Raw genomic sequence first — 17,461 nt, forward strand, 5'->3', positions numbered from 1 at the left:
CTCCGGATCCGCCCCCGCTCTTCAGAACTGGGCGCGGATCCTGGCCGCCACCCGGCGCGCCTCCGTCTCGTCGGTGTAGGGGTTGCGCGGCCAGAAGAAGCCGCGCAGCCCGTCCTTCTTCCTGCGCGGCACCACGTGCACATGCAGGTGCGGTACGGACTGGCTGACCTTGTTGTTCGTCGCGACGAACGACCCGTCTGCCGCCATGCCGCGCTCCACGGCGCCGGTGACGCGGCGTACCGCGCTGAAGTACGGGCCGGTCGACTCCTCCGGCAGGTCGGTCAGCGTCTCCACATGGGCGCGCGGCACGACCAGGGTGTGGCCGGAGAAGAGGGGCCGCCGGTCCAGGAAGGCGACGACGGCTCCGTCCTCGTAGATCCGGTGGGCGGACTGCTCACCGTCGATGATCTTGCAGAAGACGCACTCCATACCGCGCCCCCGCCCGTCAGTTCAAGGTGTTCGGGTCGGGGCCGACGCGCTCGCCCGTCTCCAGCCGCTGAAGGGCGCGCAGGTCCTCCCCGTCCAGCTCGAAGTCGAAGACCTCGATGTTCTCCCTGATGCGGGAGGGAGTGACGGACTTGGGGATGACGACGTTGCCGAGCTGGAGGTGCCAGCGCAGCACCACCTGGGCGGCACTCCTGCCGTGCTTCTCCGCGGCCTTGATGACCGCCGGGTCGTCCAGGACGCCGTTGCCCCGGCCGAGCGGCGACCACGCCTCGGTGGCGATGCCGTGCGTGACGGCGGGGACGTGTGCGTTACTCAATGTGACCTCGGCTCGCTCGGGGCTCCGATTGCCCTTCCATTGACGCATACGGAGCCCCTGGCCACACGCCGGGTCCTACGCTCCCGGCACCCTCTCGCGGGGCGTGGCGGTCGCGCTCTCACGGGGCGCGGGCGCGCTCTCGCGGGGTGCCGCCGGTACGTTCTCGCGGGGCGCGGGAAGCACGGCGTACAAGGCGGCGGCGAGCAAGGCGGTGGCCGCCCAGCCCAGTCCGTTGCGGCCGATCCAGGTGGAGACGAGGGGGCCGGTGAACCAGTCGACCTTGGTGAAGCCGAGGCCGAGCAGCAGCGCGACCGCCCAGGCGGTCATGGCCTGCCAGCAGTAGCCGCCCACGTACCAGTAGCGGCTGGTGCGCGAGGTGTCCAGCAGGCCCTCGGGGTCGTAGCGCACCTCCTTGCCGCGCCGCCTCAGCATGTCGACGCCGTAGACGCCGACCCACGCCGAGAAGGAGACCGCGAGCAGGGAGAGGAAGGAGATGAACGAGCCGTAGAAGCTCTTGGCCACCAGCATCAGCAGCAGCCCGCCGACCAGGCTGATGACCGCGTTGATGCTCACGGCCGAGGCGCGCGGCAGCCGTACGCCCATGGTCTGCGCGGTGAACCCGGCCGAGTACATCGACAGGCTGTTGATCAGCACCATGCCGATCAGCGCGATGACCAGGTACGGCACCGCGAGCCACATCGGCAGCGCCTCGCCGAGGAAGGAGACGGGGTCGTTGGTCTTGGCCAGCGCGGGGGTCCCGAAGGACATCACGCCGCCCATGAGCACCATCGGCACCAGCACGAGCAGGGCGCCGGAAACGGTGGTGCCGAAAATCTTCTTGCCCTCGGCGCTGTGCGGCAGGTAGCGCGCGAAGTCCGGCCCGGTGGGGATCCAGCTGATGCCGCCGGCGGCGATGGTGCCGATGCCCGCGATCAGCATGGCGGTGCCGCCCGCGGGCTTGGCGAACACCTTGTCCCAGTCCACGGTGGTGATCAGGTAGATCAGCACCAGGACGGTGAAGACGCCGAACAGGTAGGTCGACCAGGTGTTGCAGATGTTGAGCACCTTGCGGCCCATGCCGCTGACCAGGAACGTCACACCGACGAACAGCAGGAGGGTGACGACGATCAGCGGGGTGTTGCTCTTGATGCCGAAGAGCAGGTCCAAGACGGTGAGCACGGCGTAGGTGCCGGTGACCGCGTTGATGGTCTCCCAGCCGAAGCGGGCGACCCACAAGATCATGCCCGGGAAGTAGTTGCCCCGCACCCCGAAGGTGGCCCGCGAGAGCATCGCGCCCGGCGCTCCGCCCCACTTGCCGGAGACGGCCAACAGCCCGACCAGGCCGAAGGAGACGGTGCCCGCGACGGCTGCCGCGAGCAGGACCTGCCAGAAGTTGAGGCCGTTGAAGACCACGAGCCCCGCGCCCATGGTGAGCAGCAGCACGCTGATGTTGGCGGCGACCCAGGTCGGGAACAGCTCCCGGACCCTGCCGCGCCGCTCATGATCGGGTACGGGCTCGATCCCCCGCGTCTCGACGGCCCCGTGGGCCGAGGAGTCCGGAGAGGCGGGGGACTTCGCAGGGCTCGCAGGGCTCGGGATGTTCGGAGGGTTCGCCGGGGAGGCGTCATCGGCGCCGGCTACGCCGGGGGTAGCTGCCATGGGGGGCTCCGTGCGTGGTTCTCTGGTGCGTCGTGCGTCATTGCATGGCCCTGACCAGGACCGCGGCGGACTCTACGCGCGTTGCAGGGTGCGCTCCATCGTACATAGCCACACGATCGCCCCCCGCGCGCTGGGGCGATCCTCCAAGTACGCGGAGGGCGCGAGGGCGCGGTGAGCGCGCCGGTTCTTCCGCCGCCAGGCGAGGTCGGCCCGCACGTGCGCGGCGCGCGGCGGGCGCTCGCCCTCTCCCCGCCGCGATGGCGCCCGGCGGAGGCACACGTATCCGGCGGTGCCAAACCAACCCCCAGGGCCGCTCGGCACCGCCGACACCCGCCATCGAGGTTCCCGCCACCGCGGCGGAAAGAGGGCCCCATCTTTCCGCCGCGGCCGAAAGAGAGCCCCGACGACCGCCGTCGGGGCTCTCACCGCCGTGGCGGAGAGGCAGGGGCCGGGGCCTCATCGTGGTGGGTGCAAAGGGCGGGGGCCTCTCAGGGGCGGGGTTCCCTGGTGGGCTCGGGGGGAACGGGGACCAGGGCCACGGAGCAGTGGGCGTGCTGGAGGACCGCGTTGACGACCGGTCCGACCTGAAGGCCGAGGCGCCGATGCTCGCGCCGTACGCCGAGCACGATCAGCCCGGCCCCCGCGCTCAGATCGATCAGATGCTCCGCCGCGGGGCCACGGTGCTCTTCGGTGACCGCCCGCACATCAGGGTGCCGTTCCTGGAAGGGGCCGATCGCCTCGCGCACGAACGCCTCGGCGGCCTTGCCCGCCTCCGCGGATTCCTTCTCCCCCTCCCGCTCCTTCGGCGGCCTCTTCAGGCCGAGGCTGGGCAGGACGGGGTGGGTCCAGGAGTGGACGACCCGCACCGTGGAGCCGTCACGCGCGGCCTCCTCGAAGGCGAAGCCGACCGGTTCCGTCGCGCCGGACCACTTGAGCCCGACGATGGTCTCCCCCGGCGTCCCGTCGGCCTCGCGCTCCTCGCCGCGTACGACCAGCAGCGGCCCGGCGGCATGGGCGGCCAGCCGCAGGCTGACCGAGCCGAGCAGCAGGCCCCGGAATCCGCCGTGGCCGCGCGTGCCGACGACGGTGAGGGCCGCGGTGCGGCTGGCCCGTACCAGCGCGTCGGGCGGGGGGTCGCTCACGCCCGCCGCGGCGACCCGGAGGCCGGGCACCCGGGCCCTGGCCCGCTCCGCAGCGGCCTCGGCGACCTCGTGGGCGGCCCTGCGCATCCGTTCCCTGTCGGTGTCGGTCTCGGGGACCACGCTGCGGCGGGGCGGGACGGCGCCGCACAGGACCTCCAGCTCGGCGCCCCGGCGTCCGGCCTCGTCGGCCGCCCTGTCCAGGGCGCGGAGCGAGTGCTGGGAGCCGTCGACCCCCACCACCACCCGGTGGGGGGCGGGGGCGTACGCGGGCGTCCCGCCGGGGCGCTCGTTGGTCTCCGTCATGTCCGTCCTCTCCTCGCGTCCTCACGGCCTTGCTTCACTGCGCGGGTACCCCGCCAGTGTGGGACACACGGGGCGGATGCGGGAGGAGACGCGGTGGATCTTTCCCCAACGGTTCAGCCGGCGGACACCCCGTCAAGGATTCATCGCCGCACACCCGTTGGCCTTCAGTCCACGGGAACGGCTGTCGACGAACAGGCACTCGGCCATGGCACCGGGCTCGCCCGGACCAGGCGGGCACGCGCCCTCCTTCGCGCCCGCGTGCGTGGGCGCTCCTCCAACGTGCTGGTATCGCGGGGCCTTCGCACGTCTCCTCCAGGGACGGCGTTCCCCGCGGCGGCGCGGCCGGTGGTGTCTCGGCCGCGCCGCCGCGGAGCGGCAGTTCAGGTCGCGACCTGTCCTGACTGCCCTGCCGCCCCCTCCTGATCCCCATGGCCCACGCCGGACGCTCGCCTCCGGCTCGCCCACTCCGTCGCCCGCCGGCTCAGCGCTGCGGCTCAAGGAAGGTGAGCATGTCGTCGGCGTGCTCCTCTTCCTTCTCCAGGACGTTTTCCAGCACCCGCCGGGTGGTGGGGTCCGCCGTGCCGATCCAGTTGATCATCTCGGTGTAGGAGGCGATGGCGATTCGCTCGGCGATGAGGTTCTCGCGGATCATCTCCGTCAGATCCGTCGAGGTCACGTACTCCGAGTGGGAGCGGTCCAGCAGGCGTGAGGGGTCCATCAGCGCCTCGCCGCCGAGCTGGTAGATGCGGTCGGCGATCTGGTCGGCGTGGTCCTGTTCCTCGTTGGAATGCTCGAGGAACTCCGCGGCGACCGGCTCCGAGTCCAGACCCTTGGCGGCGAAGTGGTGCTGGCGGTAGCGCAGTACGCACACCAGCTCGGTGGCCAAGGCGGTGTTCAGCAGCTCGATGACCCTCCCGACGTCGGTGCCGTACGCCGTGGTCACCGGGCCGTTCATGATGCCGTCGCGCGCGCGCTCCCGGAGGGTCTGTACGTCGGTGAGGAAGTCAGGCATGCCACGTCCCTGTTCGCTCGCGGGTGGTTCCGCTGGGTTTCCCCTCACGGGTCTCCGCTCCACTACAGCAGCACCGGGAATAAGCCGCAAAGGGAAGAAAATCTACACACAATGCCCCATTAACCGGGGAATAAAATTTACCCAGTTACATTTTCTGTTACCGTCTTTCCATGAGTGAGAACCCCACAGGACTGCGCGAGCGCAAGCGGCAGCGCACCTACCGGACGATCTCCGAGGCCGCCGTCGCCCTCTTCCTGGAAAAGGGCTTCGCCGCCGTCTCCGTCACCGAGATCGCCGAGGCGGCCCAGGTCTCCAAGCCCACCCTCTTCCGCTACTTCCCGGCCAAGGAGGACATGGCCCTCTACCGCTTCGCCGACCACGAGGACGAGGCCGCCCGGGTGGTCGCGGCCCGCACCGAGGGGACCGCACCCCTCGACGCGCTGGAGGCACACTTCCTGACCGGACTGGAGGCCCGCGACCCGGTGACCGGGCTGTGCGACGCGCCGGAGGTGCTGGCCTTCCACCGGCTGCTGTACGGCACCCCGAGCCTGGTCGCCCGGCTGCACTCCTACACCGCGCGCTCCGAGGACGCGCTGGCCGGCGAGCTGGCGAAGGCCGCCCCCGCGGGCGCGGACCCCGGAGCGGGCGCGAAGCTGACGGCGCGGCTGGCGGCGGGTCAGATCGTCACCGTCCAGCGGGTGCTGGCGACCGAGAACTGGCGCCGGATCTCCGAGGGAGCCGACGCCGAGAGCCTGTACCCCCCGTCCCGCCGGGACGCCCGGAAGGCATTCGCACTGCTGCGCTCGGGCCTCACGCCGTACGCCTGACGACGAACGACAAACGACCAACGACGAAAGAAAGACGAAAGAAAGAACAACGACGAAGGGGGGAGGCCCCATGACCGGGGAGCACACCACGGGTGACGACGGCGGGAGCCCGCACGGCGAACTGGCCGCCGAGCGCGCTTACACAGCGCTGTGCGGCGCCGCGCTCGACCGGATGTCCGAACTGGCACAAGGCCGTGTCCTGGAGGGCGCCGGCATCCTCACCGGCCGGCACTCGGGCGAGAGCGCGGGTGAGGGCGTGGCGGGCGACGGCGCGAGCGCGGAGGCCCTCGGGCGCCATCTGCGCAGCCGGGCCAAGGAGTGGCGCGAGGAGCCGCAAGGGCCGCCCTTCTTCGGACGGCTCGACTTCGAGTGCGAAGGTGCCGGCGGCGACGAAGCCGGGGAACACCGGGGTCAGCGCTACTACATCGGGCGCCGCCGCGTCTGCGAACACCCCGCGTCACCGCCCCTGGTCCTGGACTGGCGCGCACCCGTCTCCCGCGCCTTCTACCAGGCGAGCGCCCTGCACCCCCAGGGCGTCCGGATGCGCCGCCGCTTCGGCTGGGCGCCGGGCAGCCCGGGCACGGCCGGGGATCTGACGGGCATGGAGGACGAGCCGCTCGCGGACGCGGACAGCGCGCCGGAGCCTGTCCGCGCGAGCCGGATCGTCGCCGGGGAGATCGAGAGGCCACGGGTCGGCCCGATGCGCGACATCGTCGCCACGATCCAGCCCGAGCAGGACGAACTCGTCCGCTCGGGGCCCGAGGACTCCGTGTGCGTCCAGGGCGCGCCCGGCACCGGCAAGACCGCCGTGGGCCTGCACCGGGCCGCGTATCTGCTCTACACCCATCCCCGCAGGTTCGAGCGCGGCGGCATGCTGGTGGTCGGGCCCAACAGCGCGTTCCTCGGCTACATCTCCGAAGTACTGCCCTCGCTGGGCGAGGCGGGCGTGCGCCAGTGCCGGGTGGACGACCTGCTGCCCGGCCGCCCGGTGCGCGCGGCGGACAGCCCCGAGGCGGTGGAGGTCAAGCACGGGGCGGCGATGGCGGCCGTGCTGCGGCGGGCCCTCTACTCCCGGGTCCGCCTTCCGGACGCGCCGCTGGCCGTGCCCGACGGCTCCTACCGTTGGCGCCTGCCCGAGGAGGACCTGCGCGCCGTCGTCGAGGAGACGCTGGCCCAGGCGCCGCCGTACGGGGTGGGCCGGGAGCGGGTGCGGGCGCGCACCGTGGCACTGCTGCGGTCCCAGGCCGAGCGCCGCGCCGGGCCGCCGGACGGGGCCTGGCTGCGCCGGATGGGCAGGACCAAGGCGCTCACGGGCTTTCTGGACGCGGTGTGGCCCCGGGCGAAGCCGGAGGAGGTCTTGATCCAACTCCTGGGCAGCAGCGCCGCGTTGGAGGCGGCGAGCGAGGGCCTGCTGAGTCCCCGGGAGCGGGAGGCGCTGCTGTGGAGCGCGCGCCGTCTGCGATCCCCCCGTGCGGCGCAGTGGTCGCCGGCGGATCTGCTGCTGCTGGACGAGGTGGCAGGGCTGATCGCGCATCCGGAGGAGAGCTACGCCCATGTGGTGGTGGACGAGGCACAGGACCTCTCTCCCATGCAGTGCCGCGTCCTGGCGCGCCGCAGCCGCTTCGGCTCACTGACCGTGCTGGGCGACCTGGCGCAGGGCACCACGCCGTGGGCGGCTCGCGACTGGTCCGCACAGCTCGCACACCTGGGCGCGCCCGGGGCGAGCGTGGTCCCGCTGACCACCGGATTCCGGGTGCCCGCCGTGCTCGTCGAGGCCGCCAACAGGCTGCTGGACTCGCTGGAGGTGCGGGTACCGCCGTCGCGGTCCCTGCGCCGCGACGGCGAGCTGACGACACTGCGGGTGCCGGGTGACTCCGCGCTGGCGCGGGCCGTGACGGAACGGGTCAGGGCCGCACTCGACGGGGAGGGTTCGGTCGCGGTGATAGCGGACCGGAAGCGCGTGGAGCCGCTGCTGTCCGCCCTGCACAGCGCCGGGCTGGCGGCCGGCGGGCCCGAGGACGGGGGCGGAGGCGGAGGCGCCCTGGGGCGGGTGGCCGTGCTGCCGGCCGACCTTGCCAAGGGACTTGAGTACGACCACGTCGTACTGGCCGAGCCCGCGCAGATCGCGGAGAGCGGTCCGCGGGGTCTTGAGCTGCTCTATGTGGTGCTCACCCGCGCGGTCTCACGGCTGGACATCCTGCACGCGCGGGAACTACCCGAGGCGATGGCGGGCTGAGGCGGGCCCGGCCGAGGGGGCGGTGGGGTCCGCGGAGACGAAGTCACGGAGCCAGTCGGGCTGATCGGCGATCTCCAACAGCAGGATCAGCCGCGTCAGCGGGTGGTCCCAGTCGAGGTCATCGTCCACCGGGCCCGCTTGTAGGGGTTGTGCGGCGCCTTGTGTGGTCACTGTGGCTCCTGTTGAGGGACGGAAGCGCGAACTCCGGGATGCCGACGGAGAGTTGCGTGATAGCTGGACTACAGACGGCATTGTCGCGGCTGCGCACTTACTTCTGCAAGTACATCTGCACTTACAGATGCAAGAACGCTCGGCTGTGAGACGCTTCCAAATGTCACAACCGCCCACGGGGGACAAGCAAGTGACGTAGGGAGAGACGTACATGCAGATCGAGAACGGCATCGAAGCCACCCGGATCGAAGACGCTGTGTGGCGCAAGAGCCGCCGCAGCAATCCGAACGGCAACTGCGTCGAGGTCGCCTCACTCCCGGGCCAGGGGGTCGCCGTGCGCAACTCCCGGTTCCCCTCGGGGCCGGCCCTCGTCTACACACCCGCTGAGATCGCGGCCTTCGTCCAGGGCGCCAAGGACGGAGACTTCGACGACCTCCTGAACGTCCAGGACTGACCCGGCCCAGGCGAGACACAACCGCACCGCACGACACCGCAATCGCCGCCGCCACATGTCACCGACATGTGGCGGCGGCACGTGTAACCAGCATGTCTGTACGCCCGGATGGCCTAGTGGGACACTGAGCATCCGGTCAGTCACTCAGGGAAGCAAGGCGGGCGCGATGTCAGCAGAGCCGCGGCGCGAGGCGTCGGTCGGACGCATCCTGGATCACCCTCGGGGCGGTCCCACGATCTTGCGTATCGTCCTGGGCACCCAGCTGCGACGGCTGCGCGAGGAGCACGGGATCACCCGCGAGGCGGCGGGCGACGCCATCCGCGGATCGCACGCCAAGATCAGCCGCCTGGAGCTGGGGCGGGTCGGCTGCAAGGAGCGGGATGTCGCCGACCTGTTGACGCTCTACGAGGTGTGGGACCCGAAGGAGCGCGAGGAGTATCTCTCCCTCGCGCGCCAGGCGGGCAGTCCGGGCTGGTGGCAGAAGTACAGCGACGTGATGTCGCCGTGGTTCGACCGCCTCATCGGCCTGGAAGAGGCCGCCTCGATCATCCGCATGTATGAGGTGCAGTTCGTACCCGGTCTGCTCCAGACGCGGGACTACGCACGCGAGGTCATCAGACTCGGTCACCCCAGGGACGACGAGCGGCAGTCGGGGCGGCGGATCCAGCTGCGCATGGAGCGCCAGTCGATCCTGGACCGGCCGCACGCGCCCCGGCTGTGGGCCGTGATGGACGAGGCGGCGCTGCGCCGTCCGCTGGGCTCCCGAGAGGTGATGCGCGAGCAGCTGCGGCATCTGATCAAGGCCACTCAGCAGCCCAACATCACTCTCCAGATCGCCCCGTTCAACATCGGCGGCCTCGCCGCCGCGGGCGGGCCGGTGACGATACTGCGCTTCCTGGAGCCCGACCTGCCCGACATTGTCTATCTGGAGCAGCTCACCAGCTCCCTCTACCTGGACAAGCGCGAAGAGGTGGAGGGTTACATGGTGGTGATGGACCGGTTGTGCGCGATGGCCGAGCCGCCTGCCAGAACGGCCGGCTTCCTGGAAGAGCTGCTGAGCGAGTACGAGCGCTGACGCCGACGGGCGGGCATCCTGGCGCAGACGGGCGCCCGGACCGAGTAGACGGGTGTCAGGGCAAAGACGGACGGAGCCTCAGCCACTCGTCCGGAGGCCGCTACGGCTTGCGGGCCACGCCTCCGTACTCGAACCACTCGTCCGTGAGCTGACGCGGCCCCACCTCGGAATCCCGGCGCCAGTCGTCGATCCTTCCGAGGCCGGGATCCAGCAGTTCGAGGCCCTCGAAATAGCCGTCGACCTCGTGCGGTTCGCGGACCCTGCCCCACTGTCCGCCGGTGCTGCGGTCCATGAACTCGGTGACGAAGTCGCGGGTTCCCTTGTCGTGGCTCACCAGCTGGTTGATGACGACGAAGCTGCCCCGGGGCAGCCGCTCCATGACACGGCGCACCACTGCGGCCGGGTCCGAGGAGTCGGGGATGCAGTGCATCACGGAGACGAACAGCGCGGCCACGGGCTGGTCCCGGTCGAGCAGTCTGCGCACTTCCGGATGCTCGAAGATCTCGTCGGTGGCCCGCATGTCGGCCTGGATGACACAGGTGAAAGCGTTCTCCTCCAGGAGCGCGCGGCCGTGCGCCAGCACGATCGGGTCGTTGTCGACATAGACGACGCGGGCTCGGGGATCCACCCGCTGCGCGACCTGATGGACGTTGTCCTGGGTGGGCAGCCCTGATCCGTGGTCCAGGAACTGGCGGATGCCGTAGTCCTCGGCCAGGATGCGCACCACGCGCCTGAGGAAGCGCCTGTTGTTGAGCGCGAGGGGCTTGGTGCTGGGGACCATCTTGTCCAGCTCCGCCACTGCCTCGCGGTCCACGGCGTAGTTGTCCTTGCCGCCGAGGTAGAAGTCGTACATCCGCGCCACGCTCGGCACGGTCACATCCACCGACTGCTCCGGCTCTTGCCCTTCGGAACCGGGCTCTTCTTTCCGCATACGCGCCCCACCGTGTCACCGCACGCCCTCCCCGAGCATGCGTGCCGTCACGCGGAAGCATCCCATGCCAGGCAGGGGCGGGCTACGCCAAGTGGCGTTTACCTGAACAGAACCGGGAGGAGCGCGGACCCGGGAAACGGAACCGGCAGACGGGGCCGGCGGTCAGGTCGGCCCGCAAGCAGTCAGCGTGCGGGTGGTCAGCACGTGCCCAGCTCGGCCCACACCACACGGCCGCACCGGGCGTCCCCCGAGGAGACCCCCCACCGCTCGGCGAGAGCCCCGACAAGCTGAAGACCCCGGCCGTTCACCTCTTCCGGGGTCGCGATACGGGGCTGAGGCGCGCAGCCTTCCGCGCCTTCGTCGCTGACCTCTATACGCAGGCGCTCCCCGTCCAGATGGAGGCTGCACCCTATGCGCCCGCTGTCCGTGTGCAGGACGGCGTTGGTGACGAACTCGGAGATCACCAGCTGTGCCGTGTGACCCAGGTCCTCGGGAAAGCCCCAGCGGCGCAGCTGGCCGCTGACGTGGGCCCGCGCTCTGGAGACGGAGGACGTGTGCGCGGGCAGCTCGAATCCCTCCCGCCGCACTGCCTCGGCCGGGTCGGCCTGGTGCGAAGGGATGAGCTGCGTAGGGGGGTGCGAGGAGGCCACGAGCGGTTCGCCTTCCGTCTACCTGTGGAGGGAGAGGACGGCTGCCGGTTGACACTGCGCGCATCGTCTGGGCCTGAGGCACGCGTGGGGAGACCGGGGGGCTGTTGCTGCCAGGCCCTCCGGCGACGCGGACGATGCTGTGCGGCTCCGGTGCCGCAGCCTCATGAGCTGGGTCACGTTGTTCACTATGCGCCGCACACTTCACAGATGGCAAGGGGAGTTCTGCAATTCGCAGAATCGGAGGGGCAGTATGGCTGCTGCACGGGAAGCCATGGCACACTTCTGACGCGACAGGGTCCGCTGGGGGAGGCAATCGGAGGAGGGCACAGTGGCCGAGGCCCGTTCCGCACCAACTGTGGGGCAGATAGTTCTCGGCCTGCGGCTGCGCGAGTTGCGCGAGCGCGCAGGATGCTCCTTCACCGAGGCGGCGTACGCACTCAGCGTCAACACGACCACCGTGCGGCGCATGGAGAAGGCCGAGGTCGGTCTCAAGCCACCGTATGTGGAGAAGCTGCTGAAGGTCTACGGCCTCTCCGACGAGGAGACGGAGTCGTTCCTCTCCCTCGTGGAGGAGGCGAACCGCCCCGGATGGTGGCACGGCTTCCGCGATGTGCTGCCCGCGTGGTTCAGCCTTTACGTGAGCCTTGAGGGCGAGGCCAGCTTGATCAGGGCCTATGAGCCGCACTGCGTCCCAGGGCTTCTCCAGACCGAGGACTACGCGCGTGCACTGCTGCGCACCGGATTCCCCGGGGCCGACGAGGAGGAGCTCGACCGCAGGGTCGCGCTCCGTATGGGCCGCCAGCGGCTCCTCGAAGGACCGGAAGCCCCGGTGCTGTGGGCGGTGCTCGACGAGCAGGTACTGCGGCGCCACGTGGGATCGCCCGCCGTGATGCGGGAGCAGATCGACCGGCTCATCGAGGTCACCGCGCGGCCGAACATCACGCTTCAGATCATTCCCTTCACCTCGGGTCCGCACCCCGGCATGTTCGGGCCCTTCCAGCTCTTCCGCTTCGAGATCCCGGAGCTCCCGGACATCGTCTACACGGAGAACCTGACGGGTGCCGCGTATCTGGACGAGCGTCCGGACACCGCCGCCTATCTGGAGGTGCTGGACCGCATGGGCGCGCAGGCCGCGCCGGTACCACACACCGAGGCCGTCCTCGGTGAGATCCGCAAGGAGTTCTGAACCATGGGTCACACAGGCCACAAGCGCCACATATACAACGGCATGCCTGCGAAGGACCTCGGCACCGAGGGCTGGCAGAAGCCCTGGAGTGGCACCAACGGCGGAAGCTGCGTCGAGGCGATGAAGCTCGGCGACGGGCGCGTCGCGCTACGGCAGTCGACGGACCCGGAAGGGCCGGCGCTGATCTACACCACCAACGAGTTCGAGACCTTCCTCCGGGGCGCCAAGCAGGGCGTGGCCGACTTCCTGCTGGCCACCGACTGATTGTCACCACCGGAAAACGGAGAGACCGTAATGACCACACGGGAGAACCTCCCCGGCATAGACACGACCAAGCCGCACTCGGCTCGGATGTACGACTACTACCTCGGGGGAAAGACCCACTACGAAGTGGACGTACAGGCAGCGGAGGCCGTCATCGCCACCGTGCCGTACGCCGGTGCCATGGCCCGCGCCAACCGTGACTTCATGATCCGCGCGACCCGCTGGCTGACCGCCGAACGCGGCGTGCGGCAGTTCCTGGACATCGGCAGCGGCATCCCGACCGAGCCCAACTTGCACCAGGTGGCGCAGGCGGTCGCCCCCGACGCACGGGTGGTCTACACCGACAGCGACCCGATCGTGCTCCAGTACGCGCAGGCGCTGCTGCACAGCACACCGGAGGGACGCACCACCTACCTCCAGGCGGACGCCACCCGTCCGGAGACGATCATGGACTCGGACGAACTGCACACCACCCTCGACCTGACCCGTCCGGTGGCCCTGTCGGTCAACGCGCTCTTCCACTTCGTCCCCGACGAGTCGGGCCCCTACGAGCTCCTGCGAGGGCTGATGGAGCGGCTCGCGCCCGGCAGTTTCCTGTGCCTCTCACACGCCACGGCCCAGCCGGACGACCTTGAGCTGGCGGTCCTCGGCAAGAAGGTCGAGGAGATCTACGCCAAGGGCGGCACGACGATGCGGCTGCGCGAGAACGCGGAGATCGCGCGCTTCTTCGACGGCCTGGAGCTGGTCCAGCCGGGGCTCATCATGGCGCACCAGTGGCGTCCCGAGCCCGGAATGACCTGCGAGCTCAAGGACGGCGAGCCCAGCATGCTCGCGGGGGTCGCGCGCAAGCCCTGAGAAGCGGAGGGGGAGGGCGGCGTCGGACCAACGCTGCCCGGGCGGGAGGTCCAGGACCTCGGCCGGCAGCGGCCAGGCGGCGTGGAACTCCCGCTCCCCGTAGGGCCACGTGGGGCGAGCCGCCCGGATGCCGGGCGGCCGGGACCGGCGGAATACGGGGCGGAAGGTCAGGGAAGAGGCCAGGGCGCCCGTTGACAGGGCAGGCTCGGCCGACCGAGCATAAGCAAGCGCTTAGAGATGCGCTCAGTGCCCCGTCGCCCCTGGGATCGGATCACCGCCATGGCCACACCCTCGCTCCTCCTCTCCCGCCGCGATCTCGACTTCCAGCTCTACGACTGGCTGGACGTCGGGGCGCTGACCCGGCGCGAGCACTACGCGGAACACTCCAGGGAGACCTTCGACGACGCCCTCGACCTGAGCGAGCGCATCGCCCAACGGCACTTCGCGACGCACAACAAGAAGAACGACCAGGAAGAACCCTGGTTCGACGGTGAGCGCGTCCACACTCTCCCGGAGGCGGCCGAGGCGCTGGGGGTGTTCGCCGAATCGGGGCTGCTGGCGGCGTCCATGGACGAGGAGTTCGGCGGCATGGGCATGCCGCACACCGTGGCGACGGCCTGCTTCAGCTACTTCCACGCGGCCAACGTGGGCACGTCCGCGTATCCGTTCCTCACCCTCGGCAACGCGCGCCTGCTGTGCGCGCACGGCTCGCGCGAGCAGGTCGACACCTATGTGCGGCCGATGCTGGAGGGGCGGTTCTTCGGGACCATGTGCCTGTCCGAGCCGCAGGCGGGCTCCTCGCTCGCCGATGTGGCCACCCGTGCCGAGGAGCGGCCGGACGGCACCTACCGGCTCTTCGGCACCAAGATGTGGATCTCCGGGGGCGACCACGAGCTGGCGGAGAACATCGTCCATCTGGTGCTGGCCCGCATCCCCGGTGGGCCGCCCGGGGTCAAGGGGCTCTCGCTGTTCATCGTCCCCAAGCACCTGGTGGGCCCGGACGGCGGCCTCGGCGAGCGCAACGACGTGGTGCCCGCCGGGCTCAACCACAAGATGGGGTACCGGGGCACCACCAACGCGCTGCTCAACTTCGGCGAGGGCGCCCGCCACCGGCCCGGCGGCGAGGCCGGCGCCGTGGGTCACCTGGTGGGCGAGCCGCACCGGGGCCTCGCGTACATGTTCCACATGATGAACGGCGCGCGGATCGGCGTCGGAGCCGGCGCGATGGCGCTCGGCTACACCGGATACCTCAAGTCTCTGCGCTACGCACGCGAACGCCCCCAGGGCCGCCCGCTCAGCGCGGGCGGCAAGGACGCCTCGGCCCCGCAGGTGCCGATCATCGAGCACACGGACGTACGCCGCATGCTGCTCGCACAGAAGTCGTACGTGGAAGGGGCGCTCGGACTGCTCCTGTACTGCTCACGGCTGGTGGACGAGCAGTGCTCCGCCGCCACGGAGGAGGAGCGCGCACGCGCCGGACTGCTGCTGGACGTGCTGACCCCCCTCGCCAAGAGCTGGCCCTCCCAGTGGTGCCTGGAGGCCAACAGCCTCGCCATCCAGGTGCACGGCGGATACGGCTACACCCGGGAGTACGACGTCGAGCAGCACTACCGCGACAACCGTCTCAACCCCATCCACGAGGGCACCCACGGCATTCAGGGCCTGGACCTGCTGGGCCGCAAGGCGGTGATGCACGACGGCGCGGGGCTGCGCGCGCTGGGCGAGGCAGTGGCCGGGACGCTGGAGCGGGCCGCGGCTGCGGGGGGCGAGGCCGAGCGGCTCGGTGCCCCGCTGCGCGCCTCGTGGGAGCGCGTGACGACGGTGACGGCCCGGCTGTGGGAGAAGGGCGACCCGGCGGTGGCGCTGGCCAACTCCTCCGTCTACCTGGAGGCGGTCGGCCATGTGGTGGTGGCCTGGATCTGGCTGGGGCAGTTCCTGGCCACGGGCTCGGGCGACGACGACTTCCTGCGGGGCAAGCGGCAGGCGGCGCGTTACTTCTTCCACTCGGAACTTCCCCGCACAGGGCCGCAGTTCGACCTGCTGGAGTCGCTGGACACGGTCGCGCTGGAGACCGACCCGGCCTGGCTGTGACGGCCCGGCCTCTTCCCCGCCCTCGCCCCGCGCGGGCGCCTGGCCGCTGCCTCACTCCTCGCCGAGGTCGCGCTTCTCCAGAGGGCGGGTCGCCGGGCCCTGGATCACCCTGCCGTCCGTACCGAAGCGCGAGCCGTGGCAGGGGCATTCCCAGGCCGCCTCCTCGTCGTTGAACCGCACCAGGCAGCCCAGGTGCGTGCAGCGCGGGGAGACGGCGCGCAGCTCACCCTCCGTCGTACGGTGCACGGCGCAGCGACGGCCGCGCACCCGCACGATCGCCCCCGTACCCGGCGGGATCTCGTCCACCGAATCCAGGTACGAGGGGCGCAGCCGGTCGCCCACGAACCGGCGCGCCACGGCCGACTGGAACCGCAGCAGCGCGGACGCCTCGCTCGGGCGGAGCCTGACCGGGTCGTACAGCCGTGCCCACGGCGGCAGCGGCTCACCCGTGATGTGCGCGGCCAGCAGCTGCCCGGACAGCACGCCTGAGCTCATCCCCCAGCCGCCGAACCCGGTGGCGACATAGGTGTGCTGGGCCGCCGGGTGGAAGCGGCCGATGTAGGGCACGCGATCGGAGGATTCGTTGTCCTGTGTCGCCCAGCGGTGGGCGAGCCGCGCGCTGGGGAAGCGCTCGTACGTCCACGCGGCGAGACGTTCGTAGCGGGCGCCGACGGACCCTATTCCGGTCATCCCGGGGGTGAACTTCTCGCCCGTCACGATCAGCAGCCGCTGCCCCTCGGCGAAGGGGTAGGGAGCGGTGTGCACCGAGCGCGTGCTGCGCTCCGGGGTCAGATAGGTGCCGCCCGGGTCCTCGGCCTCGGGGAGCAGCGCGGAGATGACCAGCTCCCGGCGGGGCTCCAGCCGGGAGAACATCAGCGCTCTGTCGAAGACCGGATAGTGCGTGGCCACCACCACGTCGCGGGCGACGACCTCGCCGCCGTTCTCCGCCACCAGCCGGCACGGCTCGCCTTCATCCAGTGCGACGATCCGGGTGCGCTCATAGAGCAGCCCGCCCTCGCGCTGTATGGCGGCCACCAGGCCCAGCAGGTATTTGCGGGGGTGGAACTGGGCCTGGTCCTCCACCCTGACGGCAGCGCTCACCGGAAAGGGGAGCCCGGTGCGGGTCACGAAGGAGGCGGCGAGTCCCGCCGCCGCGGCGGCCTCCGCCTCCTCACGCACCTCGTCCTCGTGCTCGCCCGACTCCACGTAGGTGTAGGCGGGCACCCTCTCCAGCTCGCACTCGATGCCCAGCTCCCGTGCGATGTCCGCGAGATGCTCGACGGCGCCCTGCTGGGAGAGCGCGTAGTGGCGTGCCTCCTCCTCGCCCCTGCTGGAGCGCAGCCAGCCGTAGAACAGGCCGTGCAGCGCGGAGAGCTTGGCGGTGGTGTGGCCCGTGACCCCTGCCGCCATCCGGTCGGACTCCAGGACGGCCACACTCCGGCCGGCCCGTGACAGCTCCCATGCCACCGAGAGGCCCGCCATCCCGCCGCCCACCACCGCCACGTCCACCTCGACCGAGCTGTCGGACGGCAGTGCCGGGCACGGGGTTCCTGTCGCTGAGAGCATCCAATAGGACTCGTAACCGACGGGCAGTGTCGTCACCGCCGCGCTCCCTCCGTCGCCCGGCCCGGTCTTGGCCGAGGGATCAGGCGTTCGTATTCACTGTGTCGTTCCCTCTCAGTCACTTCTCACGCACAGTGAGCCGTCTTCGAATTCCCCCAATCCAGCCGAAAACACGCTTGCCCTGGGCTTTTAGCAGCGAGAATTTGTCAAAAGCCGCCCCCGCACGGCCCGTTGAGCGCTACGGTGTGTGCCCGCGGGGATCGATCGGTTGTTGGCTGC

At 70.6% G+C, this 17,461-nt stretch carries 16 protein-coding genes and 1 pseudogene; 8 read left to right on the forward strand and 9 right to left on the reverse strand.

The window, feature by feature from the left end:
* Positions 1-21 precede the first annotated feature (21 nt).
* From OHB04_RS05895 to OHB04_RS05915, 5 genes and pseudogenes are all read right to left on the reverse strand, one after another.
* On the reverse strand, positions 22-429 hold the full coding sequence (locus OHB04_RS05895) for an HIT family protein (RefSeq protein ID WP_326686619.1): 408 nt from the start codon (positions 427-429) through the stop codon (positions 22-24).
* A 16-nt stretch (positions 430-445) separates the two neighbouring features.
* Positions 446-733 (reverse strand): annotated as a pseudogene (locus OHB04_RS05900) (aldo/keto reductase); the annotation flags it as partial.
* Positions 734-838: 105 nt separating this feature from the next.
* Positions 839-2,422, reverse strand: coding sequence for a purine-cytosine permease family protein (locus OHB04_RS05905; RefSeq protein ID WP_326686620.1), 1,584 nt, complete (start codon positions 2,420-2,422; stop codon positions 839-841).
* A 488-nt stretch (positions 2,423-2,910) separates the two neighbouring features.
* Positions 2,911-3,867, reverse strand: coding sequence for a universal stress protein (locus OHB04_RS05910; protein WP_326686621.1), 957 nt, complete (start codon positions 3,865-3,867; stop codon positions 2,911-2,913).
* Positions 3,868-4,348: 481 nt separating this feature from the next.
* Positions 4,349-4,879, reverse strand: coding sequence for a ferritin-like domain-containing protein (locus tag OHB04_RS05915; protein WP_326686622.1), 531 nt, complete (start codon positions 4,877-4,879; stop codon positions 4,349-4,351).
* Positions 4,880-5,049: 170 nt separating this feature from the next.
* On the opposite strand from OHB04_RS05915, the gene OHB04_RS05920 reads away from it, so the two are divergent.
* Positions 5,050-5,706 carry a TetR/AcrR family transcriptional regulator gene (locus OHB04_RS05920; RefSeq protein ID WP_326806963.1) on the forward strand — a complete coding sequence of 219 codons (657 nt, stop codon included), beginning with the start codon at positions 5,050-5,052 and terminating at the stop codon, positions 5,704-5,706.
* Between the two features lie 70 nt (positions 5,707-5,776).
* Entirely contained in the window at positions 5,777-7,942 is a 2,166-nt protein-coding gene (locus OHB04_RS05925; protein ID WP_326806964.1) for a HelD family protein, read from the forward strand.
* Here OHB04_RS05925 and OHB04_RS05930 read toward each other — a convergent pair.
* Positions 7,919-8,113 (reverse strand): hypothetical protein, encoded by a 195-nt coding sequence (locus tag OHB04_RS05930; RefSeq protein WP_326686625.1) that lies wholly within the window; start codon positions 8,111-8,113, stop codon positions 7,919-7,921. The two genes, OHB04_RS05925 and OHB04_RS05930, sit on opposite strands and share 24 nt — an antisense overlap.
* Positions 8,114-8,324: 211 nt before the next feature.
* On the opposite strand from OHB04_RS05930, the gene OHB04_RS05935 reads away from it, so the two are divergent.
* Complete coding sequence (locus OHB04_RS05935; RefSeq protein ID WP_326686626.1) at positions 8,325-8,567, forward strand: DUF397 domain-containing protein; 243 nt, start codon at positions 8,325-8,327, stop codon at positions 8,565-8,567.
* A 166-nt stretch (positions 8,568-8,733) separates the two neighbouring features.
* Positions 8,734-9,642 (forward strand): helix-turn-helix domain-containing protein, encoded by a 909-nt coding sequence (locus OHB04_RS05940; RefSeq protein ID WP_326686627.1) that lies wholly within the window; start codon positions 8,734-8,736, stop codon positions 9,640-9,642.
* Positions 9,643-9,742: 100 nt separating this feature from the next.
* On the opposite strand, the gene OHB04_RS05945 is transcribed toward OHB04_RS05940, so the two are convergent.
* Both OHB04_RS05945 and OHB04_RS05950 read right to left on the reverse strand, forming a co-directional pair.
* The gene (locus tag OHB04_RS05945; RefSeq protein ID WP_326686628.1) at positions 9,743-10,573 is read right to left on the reverse strand and encodes an SAM-dependent methyltransferase; all 831 of its coding nucleotides are present in this window, start codon (positions 10,571-10,573) and stop codon (positions 9,743-9,745) included.
* Between the two features lie 197 nt (positions 10,574-10,770).
* Positions 10,771-11,223, reverse strand: a complete 453-nt coding sequence (locus OHB04_RS05950; protein ID WP_326686629.1) for an ATP-binding protein — start codon at positions 11,221-11,223, stop codon at positions 10,771-10,773.
* A 328-nt stretch (positions 11,224-11,551) separates the two neighbouring features.
* Between OHB04_RS05950 and OHB04_RS05955 the strand changes: the two genes are divergently transcribed.
* The 4 genes from OHB04_RS05955 (at position 11,552) to OHB04_RS05970 (ending at position 15,619) form a co-directional block, all read left to right on the forward strand.
* A complete protein-coding gene (locus OHB04_RS05955; protein ID WP_326686630.1) occupies positions 11,552-12,409 on the forward strand; it encodes a helix-turn-helix domain-containing protein in 858 nt (285 codons plus the stop codon).
* 3 nt (positions 12,410-12,412) lie between these two features.
* Positions 12,413-12,673: a DUF397 domain-containing protein gene (locus OHB04_RS05960; protein WP_326686631.1), complete on the forward strand. Its 261-nt coding sequence runs from the start codon at positions 12,413-12,415 to the stop codon at positions 12,671-12,673.
* Between the two features lie 30 nt (positions 12,674-12,703).
* Complete coding sequence (locus tag OHB04_RS05965) at positions 12,704-13,528, forward strand: SAM-dependent methyltransferase (protein ID WP_326686632.1); 825 nt, start codon at positions 12,704-12,706, stop codon at positions 13,526-13,528.
* Between the two features lie 279 nt (positions 13,529-13,807).
* Positions 13,808-15,619: an acyl-CoA dehydrogenase gene (locus tag OHB04_RS05970; RefSeq protein WP_326806965.1), complete on the forward strand. Its 1,812-nt coding sequence runs from the start codon at positions 13,808-13,810 to the stop codon at positions 15,617-15,619.
* Positions 15,620-15,670: 51 nt separating this feature from the next.
* Here OHB04_RS05970 and OHB04_RS05975 read toward each other — a convergent pair whose 3' ends face one another.
* Complete coding sequence (locus tag OHB04_RS05975; protein ID WP_326686634.1) at positions 15,671-17,221, reverse strand: FAD-dependent oxidoreductase; 1,551 nt, start codon at positions 17,219-17,221, stop codon at positions 15,671-15,673.
* Between the last annotated feature and the right edge of the window lie 240 nt (positions 17,222-17,461).

Origin of the sequence: Streptomyces sp. NBC_01775, from assembly GCF_035917675.1 — a bacterium.
Classification (GTDB): Bacteria; Actinomycetota; Actinomycetes; order Streptomycetales; family Streptomycetaceae; genus Streptomyces.